17 protein-coding genes are annotated in these 23,640 nt (G+C 46.1%); 4 read left to right on the forward strand and 13 right to left on the reverse strand.

The genetic code is table 11. From position 1 onward, the window contains the following. Positions 1 to 1,341: a lipopolysaccharide biosynthesis protein gene (locus G395_RS0112485; protein ID WP_026630347.1), complete on the reverse strand. Its 1,341-nt coding sequence runs from the start codon at positions 1,339 to 1,341 to the stop codon at positions 1 to 3. Between the two features lie 160 nt (positions 1,342 to 1,501). Here G395_RS0112485 and G395_RS0112490 point away from each other — a divergent pair, with 160 nt between their 5' ends. Together G395_RS0112490 and G395_RS0112495 are read left to right on the forward strand one after the other, a co-directional pair. After that, a complete protein-coding gene (locus tag G395_RS0112490) occupies positions 1,502 to 2,278 on the forward strand; it encodes a glycosyltransferase (RefSeq protein ID WP_026630348.1) in 777 nt (258 codons plus the stop codon). Positions 2,279 to 2,313: 35 nt separating this feature from the next. Next, complete coding sequence (locus tag G395_RS0112495) at positions 2,314 to 4,920, forward strand: ATP-binding protein (RefSeq protein ID WP_026630349.1); 2,607 nt, start codon at positions 2,314 to 2,316, stop codon at positions 4,918 to 4,920. Here G395_RS0112495 and G395_RS0112500 read toward each other — a convergent pair. From G395_RS0112500 to G395_RS0112525, 5 genes are all read right to left on the reverse strand, one after another. After that, a complete protein-coding gene (locus G395_RS0112500; protein ID WP_026630350.1) occupies positions 4,915 to 6,090 on the reverse strand; it encodes a glycosyltransferase in 1,176 nt (391 codons plus the stop codon). The two genes, G395_RS0112495 and G395_RS0112500, sit on opposite strands and share 6 nt — an antisense overlap. Positions 6,091 to 6,123: 33 nt before the next feature. Then, positions 6,124 to 7,623, reverse strand: coding sequence for an O-antigen ligase family protein (locus G395_RS29325; RefSeq protein ID WP_051350140.1), 1,500 nt, complete (start codon positions 7,621 to 7,623; stop codon positions 6,124 to 6,126). Positions 7,624 to 7,765: 142 nt separating this feature from the next. Continuing rightward, positions 7,766 to 8,947, reverse strand: coding sequence for a glycosyltransferase (locus G395_RS0112515; protein WP_026630351.1), 1,182 nt, complete (start codon positions 8,945 to 8,947; stop codon positions 7,766 to 7,768). Then, on the reverse strand, positions 8,944 to 11,124 hold the full coding sequence (locus G395_RS0112520; RefSeq protein WP_026630352.1) for an LPS biosynthesis protein: 2,181 nt from the start codon (positions 11,122 to 11,124) through the stop codon (positions 8,944 to 8,946). Before G395_RS0112520 ends, G395_RS0112515 begins: the two co-directional genes overlap by 4 nt. Beyond that, positions 11,121 to 11,789 (reverse strand): TolC family protein, encoded by a 669-nt coding sequence (locus G395_RS0112525; protein WP_229204151.1) that lies wholly within the window; start codon positions 11,787 to 11,789, stop codon positions 11,121 to 11,123. The genes G395_RS0112520 and G395_RS0112525 overlap by 4 nt, the downstream gene beginning before the upstream one ends. 109 nt (positions 11,790 to 11,898) lie before the next feature. Here G395_RS0112525 and G395_RS0112530 point away from each other — a divergent pair, with 109 nt between their 5' ends. Next, positions 11,899 to 12,516, forward strand: coding sequence for an acyltransferase (locus tag G395_RS0112530; protein WP_026630354.1), 618 nt, complete (start codon positions 11,899 to 11,901; stop codon positions 12,514 to 12,516). A 45-nt stretch (positions 12,517 to 12,561) separates the two neighbouring features. On the opposite strand, the gene G395_RS0112535 is transcribed toward G395_RS0112530, so the two are convergent. The 4 genes from G395_RS0112535 to G395_RS0112550 all read right to left on the reverse strand — a co-directional run bounded on the left by G395_RS0112535 (position 12,562) and on the right by G395_RS0112550 (position 16,200). Continuing rightward, positions 12,562 to 13,779, reverse strand: a complete 1,218-nt coding sequence (locus G395_RS0112535; protein WP_035361175.1) for a sugar transferase — start codon at positions 13,777 to 13,779, stop codon at positions 12,562 to 12,564. Positions 13,780 to 13,792: 13 nt separating this feature from the next. Then, positions 13,793 to 14,182, reverse strand: coding sequence for a response regulator transcription factor (locus G395_RS0112540; RefSeq protein WP_026630356.1), 390 nt, complete (start codon positions 14,180 to 14,182; stop codon positions 13,793 to 13,795). 418 nt (positions 14,183 to 14,600) lie between these two features. Further along, positions 14,601 to 15,623 carry an energy transducer TonB gene (locus G395_RS0112545; RefSeq protein WP_026630357.1) on the reverse strand — a complete coding sequence of 341 codons (1,023 nt, stop codon included), beginning with the start codon at positions 15,621 to 15,623 and terminating at the stop codon, positions 14,601 to 14,603. Next, a complete protein-coding gene (locus G395_RS0112550) occupies positions 15,610 to 16,200 on the reverse strand; it encodes an RNA polymerase sigma factor (protein ID WP_026630358.1) in 591 nt (196 codons plus the stop codon). The genes G395_RS0112545 and G395_RS0112550 overlap by 14 nt, the downstream gene beginning before the upstream one ends. A gap of 138 nt (positions 16,201 to 16,338) precedes the next feature. On the opposite strand from G395_RS0112550, the gene G395_RS0112555 reads away from it, so the two are divergent. Next, a complete protein-coding gene (locus G395_RS0112555; RefSeq protein ID WP_026630359.1) occupies positions 16,339 to 18,192 on the forward strand; it encodes a YfbK domain-containing protein in 1,854 nt (617 codons plus the stop codon). Between the two features lie 13 nt (positions 18,193 to 18,205). Here G395_RS0112555 and G395_RS0112560 read toward each other — a convergent pair whose 3' ends face one another. From G395_RS0112560 to treY, 3 genes are all read right to left on the reverse strand, one after another. Beyond that, the gene (locus G395_RS0112560) at positions 18,206 to 18,790 is read right to left on the reverse strand and encodes a DUF4202 domain-containing protein (protein WP_026630360.1); all 585 of its coding nucleotides are present in this window, start codon (positions 18,788 to 18,790) and stop codon (positions 18,206 to 18,208) included. Positions 18,791 to 18,817: 27 nt separating this feature from the next. Next, positions 18,818 to 19,291, reverse strand: coding sequence for a hypothetical protein (locus tag G395_RS0112565; RefSeq protein ID WP_026630361.1), 474 nt, complete (start codon positions 19,289 to 19,291; stop codon positions 18,818 to 18,820). A gap of 70 nt (positions 19,292 to 19,361) precedes the next feature. Next, positions 19,362 to 23,573, reverse strand: a complete 4,212-nt coding sequence (gene treY, locus G395_RS0112570; RefSeq protein WP_026630362.1) for a malto-oligosyltrehalose synthase — start codon at positions 23,571 to 23,573, stop codon at positions 19,362 to 19,364. Positions 23,574 to 23,640: the final 67 nt, after the last annotated feature.

A 23,640-nucleotide genomic window follows, 5' to 3' on the forward strand; every position in this document is an offset into this window, starting at 1 on the left:
TCACCTTGCGGCGAATTTGAGCCAATACGTTTTGACAATGCCGGCCACTTCCGCGTAACCCGTTGTGATCACACTGCCGATCGAGAAAGGATGAAACCGGTTCAATCCCCAGTAACCCACGCCGACGCCTATTAATGTGGGTATAATGCCTGCAATGGCAACCCCGTACACATTATGCGTAATGGCAATGCCCAGAAAAGACGAGCAAACGCTCGCAATGAGCATGACGACCACTTTGATAAAATTGATCTTCGGCTGATGGATTACGTCCAGGGTAAGCGCAAAAAACCTGTCCATGGGATACAAAAGGGCGAAGGTCATGAACAACCGCATGATGTTGGCAGCTTCGGTATCCATGTATTTTTTTCCGCCGATAATGCCGATCGCCACATCCGCCAGCAGCAATGCACCAATGCACACCGGCACAAGCGCGCAGGTAAGCAAGCCCGTATATCGTTTCATGATCTCGATCACCCGCTCTCTGTTGCCTGCGTTGTATGCCGCAGAAAGTTCGGGCATCCCGGTTGCCGCAAAGCTGCGCAGGGGAATTTCAATGATTTCCATCAGGCGCTGGCCCAGATTATACACGGCGAGTGCCGCAGGCCCGAGCGTGAAGTTGATGATCATCGTGTTGGACGTGCCAAACAGGTTGGAGCTGAGCGTGGTGCCCACGCTGTATTTGCCAAAATGAAACAGCTCACTGATCCCTGCCTTTGTACGGGAGCCCAATGCAGCAATGCGTGACCAGCCCATAAAGATGGAAAACAGGCTCGTTGCGATGGCTGCGGTGAGGTAAGCGTAGATAATGTTTTGCAGACTGGCCGTTTTGGTAACCGCCATAATGATGACCAGCAGGATAAAAACACCCTGATTTACAAACCGGATATATAATAAATGATCAAAGCGCTGCTCTGCCTGGACCACACAGGTGGCTATAAAGTACGGAAGTGAAGCGACATAAATAACGCCAAACCATTCTACAAACAGGATCAGCGAAGGATTTTTAAGATAAGGCGAAAAGAAATAAGCAGGAACATTCAGGACGACCAGGATGGCTGTGATCGCGCCGGCGATAAACCAGGTTGAACCCACCACTTCGGCTTTTCTTTCCGGTGTTGCGCCCGCGTAAAACTTAATAAATGCGGTGGTGATAAAACCCGAACGGAAAGTGTCAACAAGCAGTAAAACAGAGAGAAAGAAAACCCACATCCCTATGCTGGCCACCGAAAGCGTCCTGTACAGGATAATCATATTCAGCATACCCAGAACGGACATAATGCCGTTTCCTGCCAACGATAGAAAGTGCTTGTTTTGTACTTTTTGTAAAAGTTCGAATCCCATTTAATAATGACTGAGGAAATCGGTATGGCCGGGTTGTGTAGACACAAATATGGAATTTATTTAATAATATATTGTTGATTTAGCGAATTAATTTTACAGATAAATTAACTAATTTTCCAACTTGTTAGGACCGCATGTGACAACGTAATACACATCTTTTATGCAACATAATTTTCCAGAGACTACTTTGCTGATAACCCATTACAACAGAAGCGGTTCATTAGAGCGATTGTTAACAACATTCCAGAACCTGGGTTGTCAGTTCGCCTCCATAGTAGTGTCTGATGACGGAAGCAAGCCCGAACATCTCAACAAACTTGTTGCATTAAAGGACCGTTTCACCTTTGAACTGGTTACCACGCCGGTAAACAAAGGCCTCGGTGATAACATTAACAAGGGTCAGGATGCAGTGAAGACACCTTACACCCTTTACGTGCAGGAGGATTTTGACCCGACGGAGAAATTTCCGGCGACTTTCAAAGACGCGCTGCAATTTATGAATGAGGACAAAGGGCTCGACATTGTCCGGTTCTACGCATATTTTGCCCATCCCAAACTGAAACCTTTCAAAAAAGGATTTTCGGAAATGATATTTTCTTACTGGGACCCGAGCCACCTCAAATTTTACATTTACAGCGACCACCCGCACCTGAGACGCAGCAATTTCCTTGAAAAATTCGGACGCTATCCCGACAAGGTGAATATCAATCTCAGCGAATATACCATGGCCATCAATTTCTTGCATAAGAAAGGCAGAGGGCTGTTCTACAACGAGTTTGCGACCATTTTTGAACAAAAAAACACTGCGCAGGAGCCCAGTACGCTGGACCGGAGGAGCTGGAAGCTAAGTGAAAATCCGCTGGTGCTGCTTACGCGCTTTTTTTATCTGCGTTATCGCTGGCTGAAAAATAGCCTGGATCTTGCGTTGAAAAAGTAACTTAGGAATCGATCGAGGAGGCAATAATCCAATTTATGTTAACCAGTCCGGCTACAAAGTATTTTAGATTGTATTACGCAGGCATTTATCTTGGACTAGCCCTGATATTCGGCTCTCAATACTTCACTTACCGGAATGTCAAGGACTTGTCCCTGAACAATGAAAGGCTCAATGTCACAATCGGCGTTTTGAACCAGACGGCGAATTTTGGGCTGGTTACCAAGGATTTTCAGTCCAATATGCGGGGTTTTCTGATCACGGAAAACAAGGATCTGCTGGCAGACAATTATAATAAAAAAGTGCAGCTGGTAGAGATCAGCGACACGCTTTTTAATCTCGTCAAAACCAATCCGGTTCAGACGCAGCGGGTTCAGGAATTATTAAAGATTTCGGGTGATATTGTCGCCTATACCCAGAACATTATCACCATTTACAGGACCGTCAGCGCAGATTCGGCATTCAGCGAGATCAAAAAAGGGGAAGGAATCCGGCTTAACAGCTTGCTGAATAATCAAATCAGGCAGATTGAACAGCACGAACATTACAACCTGAACAAGCGCCGCCAGCTCGTTTCCACTACGCAGAAGAATTCAGAATTTTTCATTTTCACGACCAGCGGTGTCGGATTTTTGCTGACATTGTTTGCCATTTTTTTCCTGAACAGAGACAAGCGCAAGCAGCATCTTTTGCAAAAGGAACTTAATGAAAAGGAGCGCCTTTTGAACCAATATCTTGAAGCGATTCCCGATGGCGTAATGGTGGTGAACCAGCAAAAGGAAATTGTGCTGCTCAACCAGTCGGGGATGGAAATATTAGGGATCAAATCGCGCAAGATTGAGACCCTCGAGGAGGAAGTGCAGCAGCTCGTGCTGCGTGACCCAACCAATTACCACGTTCAGTTTACTGCTGAAACCTTACCCGTAGCAAGAGGCCTGGCCGGAGAAAAGCTGACCGGCAACAAGATTGACCTTATCAAAGCAAACACCATTTACCACCTCGAAAGCAATGTGCAGCCGGTGGTAGGCATTGATGGTGAGATAACAAGTGCCATTACCGTGTTTCGTGACATTACCGAACGCGCCAATTACGAAGCTACGCTTGAAAAAGCGAGGATACTTGCGGAAAAATCGGTCAGGGTGAAGGATATATTCCTTTCCAATGTGAGCCATGAGATCCGGACCCCGCTTAATGCGATAACCGGGTTCACGAACCTGCTGGTTAGCGAGCTTACCGATCCCAAGAGCCTAGAATTTCTGGGTTACATTCAGTATGCCAATAAAAACCTGCTGGAACTGATCAATGACATTCTCGACTTTTCCAAAATTGAGGCCGGACAGGTGCATCTTGAAAAAGGGTCTGCCTCCATCAGGGATTTGATAAAGTCCATATCAGCCATTATGAGGCAACGGGCCGGTGAAAAGGGCATTTCCTATGAAGCAATCCTGGCCGATAATGTGCCAGAATTCATTGAAACGGACAAGCTCAGACTCACGCAGATCTTGTTGAATGTTTGTGGAAATGCAATCAAGTTCACGGAAACCGGCAGTGTAAAATTACGCGTAACCCCTGTGAGCGATCTGGTTAATGGCGTTCAGACGATCTGGTTCCAGGTGGAGGACACGGGCATAGGGATTGAAAAGGATAAGCTGGCAAGCGTTTTTAATCGGTTTGTACAGGCTACGGAAAGCACGACCCGGATTTTTGGAGGAACGGGGCTTGGTTTAAGCATTGTAAAATCACTCGTTGAGCTGTTTGATGGCAAATTGACGCTGCAAAGTGAGGTAGGAAAAGGCTCTGTTTTTACCATTGAAATCCCACTTAGAATAGCGGAGCACGCCGCTCCTGAAACTGAGATCGAAAATGTGGATGACATCAGCAAGACGGTGTCATCGTTACATATACTGGCGGCCGAAGATAACTTATTGAACCAAAAATTGCTTTCCGCTATATTTGAAAGAATGAAAATCCCGCTGACCATTGTCAACAATGGCCTGGAAGCGATTCAACGCCTGGAAAAGGGCGGTTTCGACATTGTGCTGATGGACATTCAAATGCCCGTAATGGACGGATATACGGCGATTAAGCAAATCCGGCAGTCCATTTCTAAGACGATTCCGATAATCACCATGACCGCCCATGCCATGATTGGTGAAAAGGAAGAATGCCTCAGCATCGGCGCAAACAGCTATATTTCGAAGCCTTTTAAAGAAAGCGAACTATTGTACACGATTGCCCAGTTGGGAAATAAAGAAAATAATAAAAAAACGGCACCTGCTCACGACCAGCCTCTTACTAATAACACAATGACCAACAGTATCCTAAATCTTGAATATCTAGCCGAAATAACCGGAGGTGACCGCGAACTGCGCGACGAACTGATCAGCATGTTCGAAAATGACAGTAAAATACAACTGACCGCTATCCGGGAGGCGTCAAAAACGCGTGATCTGGAACAAATGAGACAGGCTATTCACAAATTCCGGTCGTCACTGTTTTCTGTGGGGCTGCTTACCACTGCCAATCAGTACAAAGATTACGAAGCGAAGTTAAAACAGGGGATCTGGGACGAAGAGGACAACCGCAAATTATTGCAACTGGAGGCCGATTCTACGCAAGGCCTTGTGGAACTGAAAATGTTATAATGCGTTGATCGCCTTATAAATTTCAGCAACGCTGTTTTCCCAGCTATGTGAATGGGCAAAGGCCTGCCTCTCTTCCGTTTTGGCGTCCGAATTTTCGGCCAAAGCTTTTTCTATCATTATAATATATTCCTCCTTGTTTTCAGCCAGGTAAACATAGTCGCTGAAAACATCCATCGCATTGGTTCTTGTGGCGACAACAGGCTTACCGAGAGCAAGATACTCATCTATTTTCCTGGGATAATTGCCTATCGTAAGCTGGTTGAGGAGCTGGGGATTAAGGCATACGTCAAATGAATTGATGTAAGCCGGGAGTGTGTCGCCATTTTTTGAGCCCGTAAAAATCACATTGTCAAGTTGGTGCAGCGTGCTTTCCTTAAACACATCATCCTCCGGACCTACCAGCACAAGCTGCCACGCCGGGCGTGAAACAGCGATATAATGCAGCAGTTCCAGGTCCAGCCGTAAATTTTGCAAAGCGCCCACATAACCGATCCTTGGCCCTGGAATAGATGCAATGTCTGCTGGCTCCGCGGCGCCTATGCCGGAGCTGAAAAGTGCCAGGTCACAGCCCTGCCCTACGTAAAAAGTATTGGGATTATATTGTTTGCAGTAAGCGGCCAGATACGTGGAGTTAGCAACACAGATGTCGCTTTTCGCGATCAGCTCCGGTTCCAGCTTAGCGCCGTGCTTGGCCCAATACTCCACCCCTATCATGTAATCACGCGAGTAATATACGGACAGCCGTGGTTTTAGATAATCCTTTATGTAAAAACTGCGGAAAATATCATTGTCATTAAAATGTATGACATTCTCAAATCCAAGCTTTTTGAGCGCCCTGGCAATCGAATCAACAAAAATCCGGTTGTTCCTTGCATTGAACATTTTAAAGATATCGTCGAAAGAGATCCAATTTATTGACTCGATCATACGATCGGGATATAGCACCCAGAGGTTTTTTTCTACTTCTTCCAGGCCATTCTCCTGCTTATGAAGCACGCGCAGGCGCCTTGCGATTTTCGGATCGGCACTATGCCGCATGGCAGTAATGCGGTCCAGCGGCGCATTGACATATAAAACCCGGTGCGACTTACTGAATTCCAGTGCGATATTTTTACAGTTACTGCCAATCTCAACATCCCATGCCTGCTGTCCCGTGATAACGATATCCATATCTGATCGTAGTGAGTGAGTTAAAGGATCTGGTTAGGATGTGAGCTTTTTTCTCTCCCGCTTATCCAAAATCCTGGTCACCGAAATAATGGCAATGGTTAACGAAAAATAAATGTTGGCAGGAAATTGCACGAGTGCTTCCTGCGGATAATTCCCTAAGTTATACGCAAATACAATCAGAAGCATGCACAAGCAGTAGGTTTTTAGTTCCGGGTTACGGATGTGGAAATAATTATCAATCCCGGCCTTCAAGACGGTAAACATCAGGCAACAGAATATGAAGAGTCCTACCCAACCCAGCTCCACGGCAACGCGGACGTAACCGCTATCCGGCGGGAATTTGGCCAGATAAGAGTGGGGAGCAAACCGAACGCCCCAGACACCCGTCGCCCCCAGCCCGCCGCCAAACGGATGCGATTGAATAAAGGGCTGAATGCGTTTCTGATTGATTGCCCGTGTATTGAATGAAGCATCGTCCGAAGGCTTGAACGCCGACTGAAAGCGAAACAAAGTCGGATCCGACGTGGGCATGAGCACAAGCACCACCGTAAGCGAAAATGCGAAGACCGCAAATACAAGAATCTTCTTGCTGAATTTAAGAATACAAAACATGATAAGCCCTCCGGGAAGTAGCACATAAGCACCACGTGTGCCGGAATAAAGCATAGCCATTACGAAAATGACAGCCATCACACCTAACAACACTTTTTTCCAGATTTTAAGATTCCCCGAAATCAGGCCGACGCATAGCAATGTGCTCACCACCATGTGATAGGAAAACGCAACCGGATCCGAAAAGATGGAGAACTTACGCCAATGTCCGTTAATAAAGAGCAGATCGGAAATCAGGGGATCAGAATATAAATACTCATTTTCCGCATCCGAAAAGCCGATGAATTCTTGTTTGAAACCATATAACGCCCCTATAACCGACAATCCGAGCCAGAGTTTCAGGATCAACCTCAGAAACTGGATCGTATTGATCTGATACACGAAGACGAAATACGTAAGCATGACAATAGCAACCGACCGGATCGTATACACCCACGCAAGGCGCGATTCGGCCGTAGGATTGCCCACTTGAAGGAAGTTATAGAACACCCAGATGATAATGATGGTGCTTACAGGTCCTTTCAGGATCTTCCAGTCAGGGTTTTTCTTTTGGGAGATAAAAAAACCAAGCATTAACAGAATTTCGACGCCGTCAACAGCCGTTCCCCACGGAAAATTAATGCCCAGCCGGATAATTGAAAAGACAAAAATGGCGAGCATGAGCAGGATAATGATGCCAAATTTGGGATATGCCACAATTCCGTACAGCACGAGCACGCCAACAAGCGCGGCAATGATCAGCACATCAACTTTAAGCCCGAACACTGCATTTGCCCAACCAAAACCCACGGAGAAAAGCAGCAAAAAGAGCATTCCGGGAATGTTCTGCAACTTTTCGTCCCAAAAGATCCGGCGCAGATATCTTTTAACAGGACCGGCAGAATCGGGGCTGGAAGGTGTTGATATTTGATAAATTTCCACTAAAAGAAGACTATTTTAAACAAGAAAATGAACACGCTCACGAACGCCAGAACCAATGCGGCCTGCCGTACTTTTTGTTCAAAAGGGGGCAGCTCATCGAAACTTTCCTTTCTTTTCTTGCCGAACTTAGATGGATAAATTTTCATAATGTTCGCTCTTGCGATCCCGAACCATGTTTTGTGGCAACAGAAATCTGATTGGCCTTACCTGCTTTCAATAGCGCGAGTATCTGAAAAGAGATGAACTTCGGAATGTTCACCAGCGACTGGTAGATCCGCGGATCAGTTGCTGAGCTTTTCAGCGAGATGTAAAACCCAATCACAAATGTGCAAAGCGCGACAAACCAGGCTAATGCAATGCCGGGCGCTATAAACAAATTGATCAGCATAAAAAGCACGGAAAGCAACAGGAAAATAAATAAAGGCGGCCGCAGCAGTACCAGGCCAAACAGGGTCTGGTCCCAGTTGAAATTCACCAACCCTCTGAAAAACACCCCGAAGCCCAGCGCGAAATACTTGAACCAGGTGTTGATCCACCTTGCCCGTTGCTTCACCAGCTGGTCCGTGCCCGTCGTTTTCTCATCGTATACAACGGCACGTTCAGCAAATGCAATCCGGTATTTCCTTCGTACAATCGCCTCTTGCAGCACTTTATCAAAACCAGCCCCGGTAACATCCAGATGTTCCAGACATTCCCTGTAAAGCGGAACCGTAAATGCCATTCCTGAACCTGCCAGCGTTGCCGAAGAGCCTGCCCCAAAAAGCACTTTTCCATCATAAAAATGATAGTAAATATCCCTGGCAGCATCCAAACACGCGTAAGTGCTATCCAGGTTCTTAGCATCCCGAACACCCTGCACTGCATGGAAACCCCGACTGAAATAAACATTCAATTCGTCCAGATACCCCGGGTCGGTCAGGTTATCGCTGTCGATAATGGTCAGGTGAGAATGCGGCCGGATGAAATTTCGGATCGCATAAAAATGGGAACGGGTGTTGCTGCCCAGAACCGTTTCCGGCCGCAGCAGCGAAACCTTGTCCGAGCCAAAATGCAGATCGCTGATATCGCATTTATCAGCAACCACATAAATATGGAAATTGGGATAACGGACCTTTAAAAATGCGCTCACAACTGCCGGCAGCTGTTGCGTTTGCTCATAAGCCGTCACAATCACAGCGTAGTCGGGGCTGGTGGTCACCGTGTTTTTCGAACGCCCTTTAACCGATCTGCGCACCGTGTAAATCAGCAGCAATATGACCGGAAAGACCAGGTTGAAGCCAATGACAAATTGGATAAGCAGCCATATGTATCCAATGATCATCATACTTCTACGGGTTTGTCAATTTTGCCGGCCTGCTCCGGAATGTTTTCTGTATTCGTCAAAACCCATCCTGAGAACCGCTCGTCGAGGCTGTTCAGATACTGGATTTTAGACTGATCTTCTCCTGAAATCGTTTCACCAGCCGAGAATACAGCAACCACACGATCCGTAAAGCTGATCCACTCCTTCGCCTTATTCATAGAAGTAAGCGCGTCAGTTTCAATGAGGACAATGTCAAATTGTGTTTTCAAAACCTGGATGCGTTGCGCGATCATCTTCTCGTCCGAAAGTTCAAGTAATGAGACGTCTCCGCCTTTATTTCCCAGAATGCTGATTTGTCCCGGGACCGCTTCCAGTAGGTCATTTTGTTTCAGATAATTTTCAAAAAGCCTCGATTCGGGATTCAGCTTGGTAATGTCAGGCTGGTTAAAATTGCCATCAATGATCAGGACCGTCTTGTTGATCTTGGAAAACGCCCAGGCCAGTGCGACCACGAAGGACGTTTTACCAACATCATTAGAAAGGCTTGTTACTGCAATGATTTTCGGATCGCTCAGCTCGCTGTCCAGCTCGTAGCGGATAGAACGCACCAGGTTTTTATACAACCGGATCGCCTTGCCGTCGGAAGAGTTCATGCCCGAAAAGCTCAGGCCGGAGTCCTTACCCAGCGAATTAAGATAACCCAATACAGGCCGGTCCGTCGTGTTCGCCAGTTGAAGCGGATATCTGATGGATTTGTCGAGATAAAAAAGGATAAAGAACACAAACACACAGAATGTGAAGCTGATAACGCCGGAAAGCACGATCAGCACCATCTTTTTAGAAGCCTGAACCTTTCCCGGCATCGCTTTCTCGATAAGTCTTAAATAAACAGGAAAACTGAATTCCAGACTCGCATCATTATAGCGCTGCAAAGCCTCAATGTATTCTTTGCTCGCAATGTCGATGCTGGTTTCGTATTCCTGGATGGTTGCTTCGTTTGGCACGAGCCCGTCAAACTTTTTGTTCAGCCGGTTCAGCTCGCCCTGGATGGAAGCCACACTGTTTTTAGCCATTTCCAGAGAAATTTCCATGGTCAGCTTCTTCCCCACAAGATCCTGCTTGGTCACCATCGGGTTGTAAATGTACTTGTCCGAGGCGGCATCTATCTCAGCCGAAAGAATGTTCCTGACCGAGTCCATGCTGGCTTTCAGCTTCGGGTTGAAATTGCTCGCGATATATCGTTCATTCAGGTCTCTCAGCGCCCGTTTGTCGCTCACAATGCTTTGATTAATGCTCGTTAACGCACTTTCAAAGTATTTTCTGTCCGCAGGATTAAATTTGTTGTCAATGTTCTTGATAGCAGCATCGTAGGCGATAATTTCCTTCTGGGCAACTTCTCTTCTGGTTTCATAATCTGCCATTTGACCGTAAATGCTTCTGGCCTGCTCATTCAGGTTCATCACCCGGTTCTTGATCTTGAAATCCCGGAGCTTGTTCATCCTTTCATTCAGCGCGACCTGCTTTTGAAGCATAAAGCTTTGCAGGAAATCAATCGTTTTCTTGTTGTTTTCAACCACGCGTGACGAATTGAAACCAATGGACTCCTGGCTCAATGCATTCACCACATACGCAGCAAGATCCGGATGTTCTGCTTCGTATTCAATATCGATATAGTCACTGTTGCCTGCGCGGTAAACGACCAGCTTCTCACGGATCGCGGCAGCATCATAACCCATGTCTGTAATGATGGTGTTAAGGCTGTTTTCATAAGGTTTAGAGAGATCAAGGCCTTCGCGCGCTTTGTATTTTTTGGTCAGGAAATTGATAGCCTTCGCCTTATCCGCCTTACTCATGCTTTCAAGCTGGTCAACGGGCTCCCGCCATGTCGAGTCTTTCAAATCTTTCAAATCGTTGATCATCAACCGGTAAGAAACCAGATCCAGATTGCGTTTCAATGTCATCATCTGGATAAGGCTCTCAAACTTGCGGTTGATCTGTGACTCCTGCTCGTCCTTTTCCTTCGTAACGACCTGATCGGTTTTATCAACAAGGCCCGTTGCAATCCGCGCACGCGACTCGAAAGTGTCGGGCAGCTTCTGGACCAGGAAATAACAAATAATAACCGTAATCAGCGGAACCAGGATGAGGGTAATCTTATTCCGTTGTAGTAATCGTAAAAATTGCAGCACTTCGCTCATTTGATATCTTCCAGTTTTTGTCCAACGATTTCTTCCAAACTACTTTTCGCCACCAGGACCTCGCCCTCCGCATTAACAATGTTCTGACTGTAATCCGATTGTACGATCAATGCCTGGTTGTAGTTCTGTAATGTTTCTTCACCTTTTTCAAACCGGTGTCTGGCATTGGTAACCGCATCATTGATATCCAAAATAGACGATGACCTTATCCGCAGCACGGCAACCTTCTGCATATAAGTGAAATAGCGCTTTTTTACTTCTGCCTCCATGTTGAGATCAAAAGCCTGTTTGTCGTATTCGGCCGCTTTGAATTCACTTTTGGCTTGTTTTACCTGATTAGGCTTTTGCAGGATGGAACCAATGTTGGCAAAAAAACCAAACTGGTAACCGCTCAATAAATCCGGTGAAACGGCGCGGTTATTATTATTAGGACTGTACAGATATGAAAATGAAAAGATGTCAAAATAGGAAAGCTTGGCCTTCTTGATGCCGTTTTCAGCAATGTTGACCCGCGCTTCGTACATTTTGACCCGCGGATAATTTGTCTTGCAGGCGGCGATTAACTTTTCGAGATAAGCATAGTCCACATCTTTGCTCAAAGACTCCTGTGCGTGCGTTGTGAGGGTAATCAAAAACAAAGGAATTAAAAACACTGCGTATCTCATTGACATCAATTTTTAAAAAATAATTTATTTAAAATGAATATTGCTTGATTATGTAGTTATAAAAAATACATTTGACTAAAATTACTTCTACTTTCCCCTGCCTTAACAAATGGCCTTTTCTGACCGAATCAAGAGCAACCCCCGTCTAAAAAAGTTCTTTCACTGGCTTCTTATCCCTACTAATCAGGCTCGTCCAAGGCTTTGGGTGAGAGTGATACTGAACCGGTTTTATCATCAAAAAGGCAAAAATGTCATCATCAGGAGCTGGGTAAGAATGGATGTGTTGCCATTCAATCCCTTCTCAATCGGAGACAATTCTATGGTTGAAGACTTTACGACGATCAATAATGGTGTGGGAGAAGTAAGGATCGGCAATAACTCGCTGATTGGGCTGGGCAATGTGATCATCGGCCCTATTACGGTTGGAAACAATGTGATCCTCGCGCAGAACATTGTCGCCAGCGGATTGAACCACAACTATGCCGACATTAAGCAACCTATTCACCAGCAAGGCGTTAGCGTAGCCCCGATTGTGATTGAAGACGATTGCTGGATCGGCGCCAACACCGTTATCACGGCCGGGGTAAGGATAGGAAAACACTGTGTAATTGCCGCCGGGGCCGTTGTCACTAAAAATATCCCTCCCTACTCTGTGGCTGTGGGCAACCCTGCGCGGGTTATCAAGCAGTACGACGCGTCCAGCGATGAATGGATCAAGACCATTTAACATAAGCGTGTAAAAGTAATTTCAATAATGTTATGATAGGGAGGGTTATACGTTTTCTGATTGCAAGAGGGCCGGGAATGTTTTCAAGATAATCTGCATATCCATTTTAAAGGAAAATTCCTTGGCATAGGTAATGTCCAGCTGGGTCCTTTCTTCTTCCGACATGTCCGCCTTTCCTTTTCCGCGCTTGGTCACCTGCCATAAGCCGGTAAGACCTGCCGGGCCGGCAAAGCGAAGGATTTTGTCATCGGTCGTCATTTTTTCCGCTTCGTAAAGCGGCAGCGGCCGGTTACCCACCAGCGACATATCGCCTTTCAGAATGTTGATCAACTGCGGAAGCTCATCCAGACTGCTGTTTCGCAGGAACTGTCCGAAACGGGTGATCCGCGGATCATTCTGGAACTTCATAAATGCTGCTTTCTGATCTTTCTGGAAGTGATAAAGCTTTTCACAGATTTCTCTCCCATCATGGAACAACAAGCTTTTGCATTGATTACCAGCTATGCATTCGTCGCATAACCCATTGCTTTCTACCTGATTGGCAGCTGGCTCGGCGACCTTATTGTACATACTTAATGCAGCCATCTTCCTGATGAGCTGGTCGGCATCGGTACGCATGGTGCGGAATTTGTAAAGGTCAAAGATCTTGTAGCCGCTCCCTACTCTTTTTGATTTGTAAAAAACAGGGCCTTTTGAATCCAAACGAATCAGAAGTGCAATTAACAGGAATACGGGAAGTAGTAGGAGCACCGCACCACCGGTCGAAATAACATCGATCGATCTTTTCCACAATGGTGTGCGTGTGTTTTCCGCGCTGATTTTTTGAGAAGCTTTGCTGGCCACATACCATTGCCGTTTTTTGAAATAACGGATGCGGGTAATGAGGTCGCCATCATCAAACCGGACAGAGAAAATGTCGTCGGCGTGATGCTTGCGGGCCATTTCGATTGCCTCGCTGCTGAGCTTATCCACCATCAGCACAAAAGGAATGTTGCCGAAACCGGCCGTGTTCCGGATCGTGTCCAGCAGTTCGAGGCCACCGCTTTCGCTGTGGGCGAGGATGATATCCGCAGGATAATTTTCTTCCAGGGCATGCAGAACACCCTCTTTTGAATCGAAATATTCAACCTGCAGCGTATCCGAATATTGTTCGGAAAATTTCAGATACTGTTCCAGATCCTTGTTCAGATAAATTACCCGGAACAAAGCAACATAGGATTTTGACTCAACAACCATTCCTTCGGACGTGCTTGCCAATTCCATATTATATTATTGATTAAGAGTAGCGTTTACTTCGGCGGAGGATCGCGTTGATCTTGGCATGAACCTCCATGGGATTGAATGGCTTTAACATAAAGTCGTCGGCACCCAGGTTGAGGCACTGGATACGTTCGCTGCTTTCATCAGATCCGGAAAGGATGATCACAGGGATATCGGCATATAAATTGCTGGCTTTCGCGACCTTCAGAAACTCTTTCCCGCTCAGATTCGGCATATGCAGGTCCGCGATGATCAAATCGGCCTGATTTCCCTCTTCCAGCCACAGCATCCCTTCGGACCCGTCATTTTTAATTACAACATTAAAGTCCTTTTTTAAAAAATGCTCCAATATCTTGGTAATACTGGGTTCGTCATCTAAAATCAAAAGATTTCTTCTACTGCTCATAGGTGGGTACAAATTATTCAAATTATCAAGGCCTGTTAAGGTGTTTTGGATTATGGCTTTCGCCTGGGATAGGGTGGTTGCCTCCTAAACCTATAAAATAATAGCTAATTATTCCGTAGAATTAATAATAATACTCTCCATTGCAAAATCTATCCGGAAATATTATGAGGAGACCCTTATTTCTGCGCATCAAATCATAATAAAAGCATCAAATTTTGGCGTTATCAATCGATTTTCAGAAATTATTGTAAGGGTAGATGTATGAAGGGGCGTGATGATGCTGATAGTAAAATTAAGTACTACAATCGAATTCACAAAAAATAAAGATTCTAAATTAGGAAATATCGCAAAGTAGTTCTACGATAGGCTTGTAACCGCTATATGACCACGGATTTACAAATCAAATTTGCAATTTTACCTATTTTTTGAACTCTAACCGGAGCGTTGCAGCAGTGCTGACGGCGGAATCATTTTGTTTGGCAGGAACCCATAGCGGCCCTCCGCTGATAATGCGAATAGCCTCAGGTTGTAAATGTTTTTTCCCTCGGGCTGTAAAGTCGGTTAACGAGCCATCCGCATTTATCTTGAAACTAACGATCACTTCACCATTGCGCCGGGCGGCGCTGGTTTGCTCGTCCAGGTAAGCATTGTAGGCATCCCAGCCCATCAGCGGACGGGCCTTCGCCGGATAAATTGATTTGAATGTTGCTACTGATGGTGCCGTTCGCAGCGTGGATGCAGTTTCGGGAACAACGTTATCGCTCTTTTTATACTTCCGCTTGTCACTCAGGCTATTAGCCGCAGGTGACATGAGCGGATCGCGGGCCGAATAGCTGAATGCCTGCCCCTCCGGCGAAGCCGATGCGGGAACGCTCACCTGATCCGAATGCTCTGCAATCCTGATTTCCTCATTAAAACTATGTTCAACCTCAGCAACAGCAGGTTCCGGGTCTTTGACACGTCTCGGTTTGGACTCAGCCTTCGGTGCGGGTTTCGCAGCTGAAACAGCAACCTCGGGTGTATTGGACAATGCCGGTTGAGCTTCCGGAGTGAGTGTGGTCATCGGCTTTCCCATCGGCTTTCCCACCGGCTTTTGACTGATTTCGCGGATTGTTTCTTGTTTTGGGTTTGAAACAAATACAAGCCAGCAGGCGCCCAGTGTAATGATCAGCGATGCAGCCGCGCCATAGGCCCAGAGCGGCACTGTCGTTTTGCGGCTGGCAGAAGTTCTGTTTTCTAACCTGTCGCGGAGCTCTTTGTTAATGTTGGCTAAATCGATCTGATCATTTTGCAGCAAGAGAAATCCCTCATAGGCATCCGCAAGCAAGCGATTTTCAAGCATTTCCTTTTCCAGCAAATGCCGCTCACGGGCGGACATCTCGCCGTTCTGATAGCGGCGAAAATCTTCGAATCCTGATGTATCTGACCTATTTGCTTTCATTTTTTTCAATGCAAATTTTCAGGTTCCGCTTACCATTTTGAATATAACTCTTCACCTTGCTGGCTTCGAAACCAGTTTCCTCACTGATTTCCCTGTAACATTTTTCTTCTATATAAAACAGCTGGATTGCCTGCCGCTGAGCGGCCGGTAATGTGCCCAGACACGTTTCCAGTGCCTCGAATTTCCTTTCCCCAAAAAGTGGCTCCTCCTGTTCATAAGAAACAAATATGGATTCAACATCCTCGCTATCAGACTGATCTGCCGTTACAAATGTCCTTCTAGCCCGCAGCTGCATCAGACAAAAATTCCGGGATACGCTGTGAAGCCAGCTTTTGAAATGTTCGACTTCATGACTTTTTAATTCAAACAGAAGCTTTTCAAATATCTGCATAACCGCATCCTTGCTTGCATCTTCGTCCTGCAAATACTTGTAACACAATGCAAAAACCATATCCATATAAGGCTCGTAAAGCTTGCCCAATAAGCCAGCATCCCCCGAGCTGCGGTAAGCAGCGAGTTGCTGAGCTTCTGAAAGCGGTGCTACGATGTCTTTTCTGAATATCTTTAAAAACTTCACATGAGTCGAAAAAATAGAATGACCTCCGTTTGTTAACCCTTAGATGCAGCTTTTTTAAAATTCCATAAAAAAAACAGGAAACCTTTTATGGAATCGTCCTGGTGCGTGCATCCAGCTGATAAACAAAATCTATTAGCCATGAAAATCAAAATTTTATTGCTCCTCATTGCCGCCCTGAGTGCATTTTCAATGCTCCAGACCAGGAAGATCTCAGGAGTTGTAACGAACGAAAACGGAATACCACTGGCAGATGTCATGGTTATGGTTGAAAAAACATTGGCTCACAGCAAAACCGACTCTCTTGGACGATATGAAATTCAGGTTCCGGCTTATGCTGTTTCGCTCACGTTCGTAATGCCCGGCTATACATCCAAAAAAGTAACATTAGGGACTTCGAATGTTGTGAATGTAACCTTTGCAACGGGCAAAACGGACTTGACGGATGTTCTGACCAAAACCCGTTATCCTAAGCATAAGGTTACCGGCATTGTTGCCAATATGGAAATGAGCACGGCCACCTTTGCAGTGCCTGCCCAGCGCCACCAGCCTCTGGAAACAGAAAATTACAATCCTGTTAATGAAAACGGTTTCCAGATTGCATCGCAAACGCCGGTGACCACATTCTCGGTTGATGTGGACAGGGCTTCATACAGTAACACACGCCGGTTCCTGAATTCGGGCCAGATGCCTCCTGCGGACGCGGTGCGGATCGAAGAAATGATCAACTATTTTGATTACGATTATGTGGGGCCATCCGGAGCTCATCCGATCGCTGTTTCGACCGAAATGACAGAGTCGCCGTGGAATCCGGGTCTTAAACTGCTGCATATTGGCTTGCAGGCGAAGCATATTCCCATGAAAGAGCTGTCTGCGTCTAACCTCGTTTTTCTTATCGATGTGTCCGGTTCCATGTCGGACCAGAACAAGCTTCCCCTTTTGAAACAAGCTTTCAAGTTACTCGTTGACCAGCTGCGGCCGCAGGATAAAGTTTCGATTGTAGTATATGCTGGCGCGGCCGGTGAGATTTTGAAACCTACATCCGGAAGCGAGAAAAAGACCATCAAGGAAGCGCTCGACGGACTTGAAGCGGGAGGATCAACGGCTGGCGGCGAAGGCATTGAACTCGCCTACAAACTTGCAAAAGACAACTTCTTGAAAAATGGCAATAACCGGGTTATCCTGGCAACGGATGGCGATTTTAATGTGGGCATTTCCAGTGAAGCAGCATTGCAACGCCTCATTGAAGAGAAACGCAAAGAGGGCATTTTTCTAAGCATTATGGGATTTGGAATGGGAAATTATAAAGACAGCCACATTGAAACACTGGCTGATGAGGGCAACGGAAACTACGCTTACATTGATAACATTCAGGAAGCCAGGAAAGAATTTGTGCAGGAATTTGGTGGGACGCTTTTCACCGTTGCCAAGGACGTCAAAATCCAGATTGAATTTAATCCAAGGCATGTAAAAGCTTACCGGCTGATTGGCTACGAAAATCGCGCGCTTAAAAACGAGGAGTTTCATGACGACAAAAAGGACGCAGGCGAAATGGGTTCGGGACACACGGTAACAGCATTGTATGAAATCGTCCCAGAAGGCTCTGAAAGCCAATATCTGGCTAAAAATGACCCTTTGAAATATCAGAAAACGGATGCTTCGGAGATAGGCAAAACGGATGAAATGCTAACGTTAAAGATCCGCTACAAAAAGCCTGATTCGGAAGTAAGCACACTGTTCGACCTGCCTGTCAAAAGTGGTTCCAAACCCTTTGCTTCCTGTTCTGAAAATCTCCGGTTTGCCAGTGCAGTCGCCGAGTTTGGCTTGTTAATGCGCAACTCTGAATTTAAGGGGAAGGCTGCATATAAAGATGTGATTACCCGTGCGAAAACGGCCCTTGGAAAGGATGAGGAAGGCTATCGCGCGGAATTTATCCAACTGGTAAAAACTGCGGAAGCACTGGACGCCGGGAAAGAGGTTGTCAGGCAGGATTAATTATGACCTTGCATCAGGCGGCGCCTAATGCAAGGCCTATAAGGCGCTTTCCTTCATCGCTATACTGGAGAGAAAGCGCCACGTTTCTTCCCTGATCACTCATTTTTGCCCAGGTTTTCTGTAAAATATTAACCATTTTCTCTTCGCTCGTTTTGGCGATCAGGTCGTCGTATTGGAATTGCAGGAAAACAAGGCAAAGTGCATTCTCTATGGTTTGCACTTCCTCATCGTCTTTGATGCGCTGCTTGCGGATGATCTGCTGCACGCGCTGGATGGTTTCATCCTCATAACCGACAGATTCCATTATTTCTGCTGCCTTTGTGGCGTGAAACTTAGACAAATCAGTGCGCCATTTGAGATAGCCTACCCTACCCTCCGGATAACTGCTGCGTGCGATTTCCCAGCGCCCGATATGCTGTGCGCGAGATGCCAGTAACAGGCTTTCGCTCGCTTCGGGGTCAAGTTTCGTAACCCAATCATGCAATTTCAGCGCATAAAAATATTCTGACGGATAATCAGTTCCGTCATACGTCAGATGTTCGGGGGCCTTACGGTTATAATCGTCAAAAAGCGCGAATGCTTTTTCCTGGTTTGTCATTTAGAAATGTGTTTCAAAAGTGGGGGTCTACTTTACAGCTTTGAATTTTAATGAGATCCGGGTCATTCTTGGGTAATCGTAAGCGGTGCTCTGCGTTTTCATGGTAAAGAATTCATTGCTTACATCTTTCGGATCAATGGTCCATTCGCCACCCTTTGCAGCTCCATCACGGGCTCCTACTGTTAGGTTTTTATCGGTTTGCCTCCATTTCAGGATAAATGGTTTTGCATCACCCTTAAATACACCCGAAAATGTGCCGTCCTTACGAAGCTCAACCGTTTCCATATAGCGCTCGAAATCAATCCCGCCAAATTGCTTGGTCATTTTTCCGTCTTTGAAAGTAACCGCGTCATTGACGGCGATCTCATCGATTTGCCACTGCTGCACCTCCGTGAGCAATGCAGCTGCATCCGCAGGACTGTCCGCTCCGCTGTTGCAGCTGCTGAAAATGTTTAAACAAAACCCAACAAGGATTAAGAAAACGGCTTTTTTTAAATACATAGAAACACCCGGGTTGCTGTATTTCACAAATATAGCCACAACACAACATTCACAATCATTTTCCTGAGACCTAGTCGCGGTTATACATGGTTGTAAGGTTCAGCAGATACTGCTGGTGCTCGTCTGTGATCTGGCCTGGTGTAAGCCGCCACGACCAGTTATTCTCGTTGGAGCCGGGAATGTTCATAATTGCCGTCTCATCCAGGCGCAGCACGTCCTGCAAAGGCAGTATGGCCGCTTTTGCCACTGAGGAATAGGTAAGGCGCGCCAATACATCACAAATGTTTTCTTCTGTCACCTCATAGCCAACGTATTGCCCGATCAACTCTTTGATGTCATCGTCCTTCGCCGCCTTAAACCAGCCTAATGTGGTGTTGTTATCATGCGTGCCGGTATATGCATAAAAGTTAGCATTGAAATTGTGCGGAATGTGATCCGACTGCGCCATGTTTTCACCAAAAGCAAATTGCAGCACTTTCATCCCCGGCAGCTTGAATTTGTCTCGCAGCTTATAAACCTCCGGACTAATTTCTCCCAGATCCTCCGCAACAAAAGGCAAATCGCCAAGTGCCGATTCTATTTTTTTGAAAAATTCCTCATCAGGACCTAGCTTCCATTCTCCATTTACGGCTGTTTTTTCATCACCCGGAACTTCCCAATAGTCGGCAAATGCCCGGAAATGATCCAGTCGTACAATGTCAAACATTTCAATGTTTTTGGCCAGGCGGTCCACCCACCATTTATAATCCTGTTTTTTCACCGCACCCCAGTTGAATACAGGCATTCCCCACAGCTGACCGTCATCTGAGAACGCGTCCGGCGGCACGCCTGCAATGCCGGTGATCTTACCCTCTTCGTCCACGCAAAAAAGCTCAGGGTTGGCCCAAACATCCGCCGAATCATAGCTTACATAGAATGGAATGTCACCCAAGAGTTTGATATCCTGTTCGTTACAGTAAGATTTCAGCTCTTTCCACTGCTTGTCAAAAATGTATTGCTGCCATTTGATAAATTCAATTTCCTCCCGGTCAATTCCAGCCAGCGCATTAACGTCACGCTTTCTGAATTCTTCCGGCCACGTATACCAGGGCTTGCCATCGTGTTTTTGTTTGAGGGCAATATAAATGGCAAAATCTTCCAGCCACTCTTCATTTTTTCCACAAAAAGCATGAAATGCTTCCTTCGCCTCAGCAATATCCAGCGACAGGAATTTCTCATAAGCTTTTGATAAGAAATCATGTTTTAATTTTCCCGCCTGTTCGTAATCGGCTCTGCCATTCTGCGGAAGCACGAATTCAGTCAGACTATCCAATTCCAGAAGTCCTTCGTTAGCAAGCATTTCCGGGCTGACCAGTAAAGGATTTCCCGCACGGCTGGAAAGTGCGCTGTATGGCGAATTGGATTGCGCTGCTTCAACCGGATTAAGAGGCAAAATCTGCCATAACTTCTGTCCGCTTTTCGCCAGAAAATCGGCGAATGCATAAGCCTCAGAACCAAGGTCTCCAATTCCGAATGGGGAAGCAAGGGAAGTAATGTGTAGCAAAACACCTGCCTTGCGCTCATTATCAGGTTTTTTTCCTTTCAAAACCGCGATAGGCAGACCATTGAATATTTCTGCTGGGGTTAGTTTCCCTTCATAGTTGGCTTCCTTTCCGGTTAGCATTTCGGTCCAGGCGGCTTCCATATTATCCGGCAGTACAATGGAAGTATCCTTCCAGTCGAGGTCAAAAAATGCCTTTCCCTGCTCTTTGCATAGCATTGCACTGTGCAGCGGAATGGCTACGACCAGGAATTCTTTTTTATGTTTCCGGGCAAAAGCCAAAATATGCTCTTTATAGGCACCGCGGATTTTCAGCGGCACATATTCCCCTTCTGAAAAAAGGACAGGATTGGTTTTCCTAAGATTGTAAAGCTGGTGCGTAAGCCATAGTTTGATCTGCCCCGAATTCCTCGTTTCCCACAGCTTTTCCAGCAGTCTTTCGGTATCATAATCCTCAAAATCCTTCAACCAGGTTTTGCGGATTTCATAGTCAAACGGCCTGCGATTGTCAGGATCCACAAGACTCAAATCCCAGAGTTCGGTTCCCTGGTAAACATCCGGAATACCCGGACATGTAAATTTCAGCAGCACCTGCGATAAGGAATTCACGATTCCTGCATCGGTAATCGTTTTTAAATACTCCTGGAAATCCTGAAAGAACTGTGACTGCGGATCGAGCAGTGCAAGCGCAAATTCCTCCGTACTTTTCTCATAGGCCTCGTTTGGCTCAGCCCAGGTTGTATCTGTTTTGGCTTCGCGAAGTGCTTTTTTTAGATAATCACCCAACCGTTCGGCAAAGTCGCTTGCATCCTCACCCGGCATTGGATAAGCCCCCACCAATGTCTGATAGATCAGATATTCGTCATTATCCGTTGGTCCATCCGCCTTTCTCAACGGCGCATTCAGTTTCCGCCATTCATTGACCTTTGCGATCCACTCTTCGGGCAGGTCGGTGAGCACATTAAGCCTTGCTCTTACATCCTCACCTCGCTTCGTATCGTGCGTGGAAGTGGTGTTCATTGATAATGGCCATTCCTTCCGGCGCACCCGCATTTTGTGATGGAAATCCTTTACCGGCATTCCAAAGCGGTCTGGAAAATCTCCCACATCATTATGTCCGATGAAGCGGTTATAAGTATACATTAATGTATCCTCTCCCCCTTTGGCCATCAGCGGCCCGGTGAACTGCATCCAGCGCTGATAAAATTCCAGCGCCTTGGCATTATAGGCTTCATCATTGTCAACCGTTCTCTTCAAAATAGCCTCATCAAGCATTTCTGCCGCGTCAGCCAGATCAGGATGACGCTCCTTAACCTCGGTCAAAACAGCCCTTACTGCTTCGGTTTCAGTCTGTGACAAAGGCATTTCCTTACCATAATAACGGTAAATAGGGCATTGGATCAGAAATTCGCCAATGGCTGCTTTAACATTGTCCTTACCAACAGTTTCCAGTTCCTGCAAATCAACCAATTCAAGATCCGTAAACAGCTGGTAAAGATTATCCAGCTCCCCGCCCATGTGGTTGTTCAGTATTCCTGACTTTTTCTCTAAAAGTTGCTCCCTGATGGTGTCATCCGTTTCGGTAAGTTCGTGGTAAAAATCAGAGAAGAGCTCTTCCGCACCGGCATTGGTGAGAACATTGTTCACATCGGCCAGAAACTCATAGCCCGATGTGCCCTGGATAGGCCACTGCACAGGCATGGACTCATCTTTTTCAAGAATTTTTTCAACAATAAGATAGGTGTCCTGACCTGCCAGCTCCCGGAGCTTATCCATATAGCCCGCGGGGTCGTAAAGTCCGTCGATATGGTCTACACGCAAGCCCTGGAAAATACCTTCGTCTACAAGTTGCTTGATAAATTGGTGATATTTTTCAAAAACGTCATCCCGCTGCATATTAAGGCATATCAGGGCGTTTACAGTAAAAAATCTCCGGAAATTAATTTTCGAATCGGTTTCCTGCCAGAAGCAAAGTAAGTATTCCTGCCCTTTGGCCATCGCAGTCAATTTTTCCTTATCCGCATTGACCGAGGCTATGACCTGATCGATCCAGCCTTTGATCTTTTCGTTTTTCATCAGAGAAGAAAGTTGAAGCAAAAACTCGCTCCAACGCTGCGAAAATACTTTGGCATCTTCGGCCTCGTGAATTTCGTTCAGCTGGGTGACCAGTTGCTGGATGGTTTCAGGAGCATTCTCCTGATCTGTGCCCAGCAGGTTCATGTAAGAACGGATATTCAAAGGAAATGTCGCCCCTTCGTAATTGATAACCAGCTTGTTCCCGGCATATTCCAGTTTTAGCTGCTCATTTTCAATCACTTCTTCGAGCGTAGCGCCCAGAAAAGGGACCATTAACTTACCCTGAAATAACTTGCTATTCCAGGCAATGTCAAAAAACGAAGCAAATTCCGACTGTTGCCCTTTTTCGAGCACATCCATTAACCATTCGTTTTCCGAATGGAATGCCATGTGATTGGGAACAATGTCCTGCAACCAGTCTATATCCAGTTGCTTCAATGTTTCGCTTATTTTTTTTAATTGCTCGATAGTTCCTATTTCCGGGTTAACGATCTCGGGGCTGATGCCGTCGTAACCGTGCGTGCTGCCTTTTGTCGCAGCCAAAATAGGAGAAGCGTAGATCGTCCGGACGCCCAGTTTCTGTAAATAAGATATCTGGTTCTCGAAGTCTGAAAAGGAAAAATCTTTATGAAATTGTAACCGATAAGTAGCTGTTGGATTCTTCATAATGGCTGAATGTTATTTTTCCATCCGCATTAAATATTGTGCCACCCAAATTACTTACGGGCTATCA

Source organism: Dyadobacter alkalitolerans DSM 23607 (assembly GCF_000428845.1).
GTDB classification, from domain to species: Bacteria; Bacteroidota; Bacteroidia; order Cytophagales; family Spirosomataceae; genus Dyadobacter; species Dyadobacter alkalitolerans.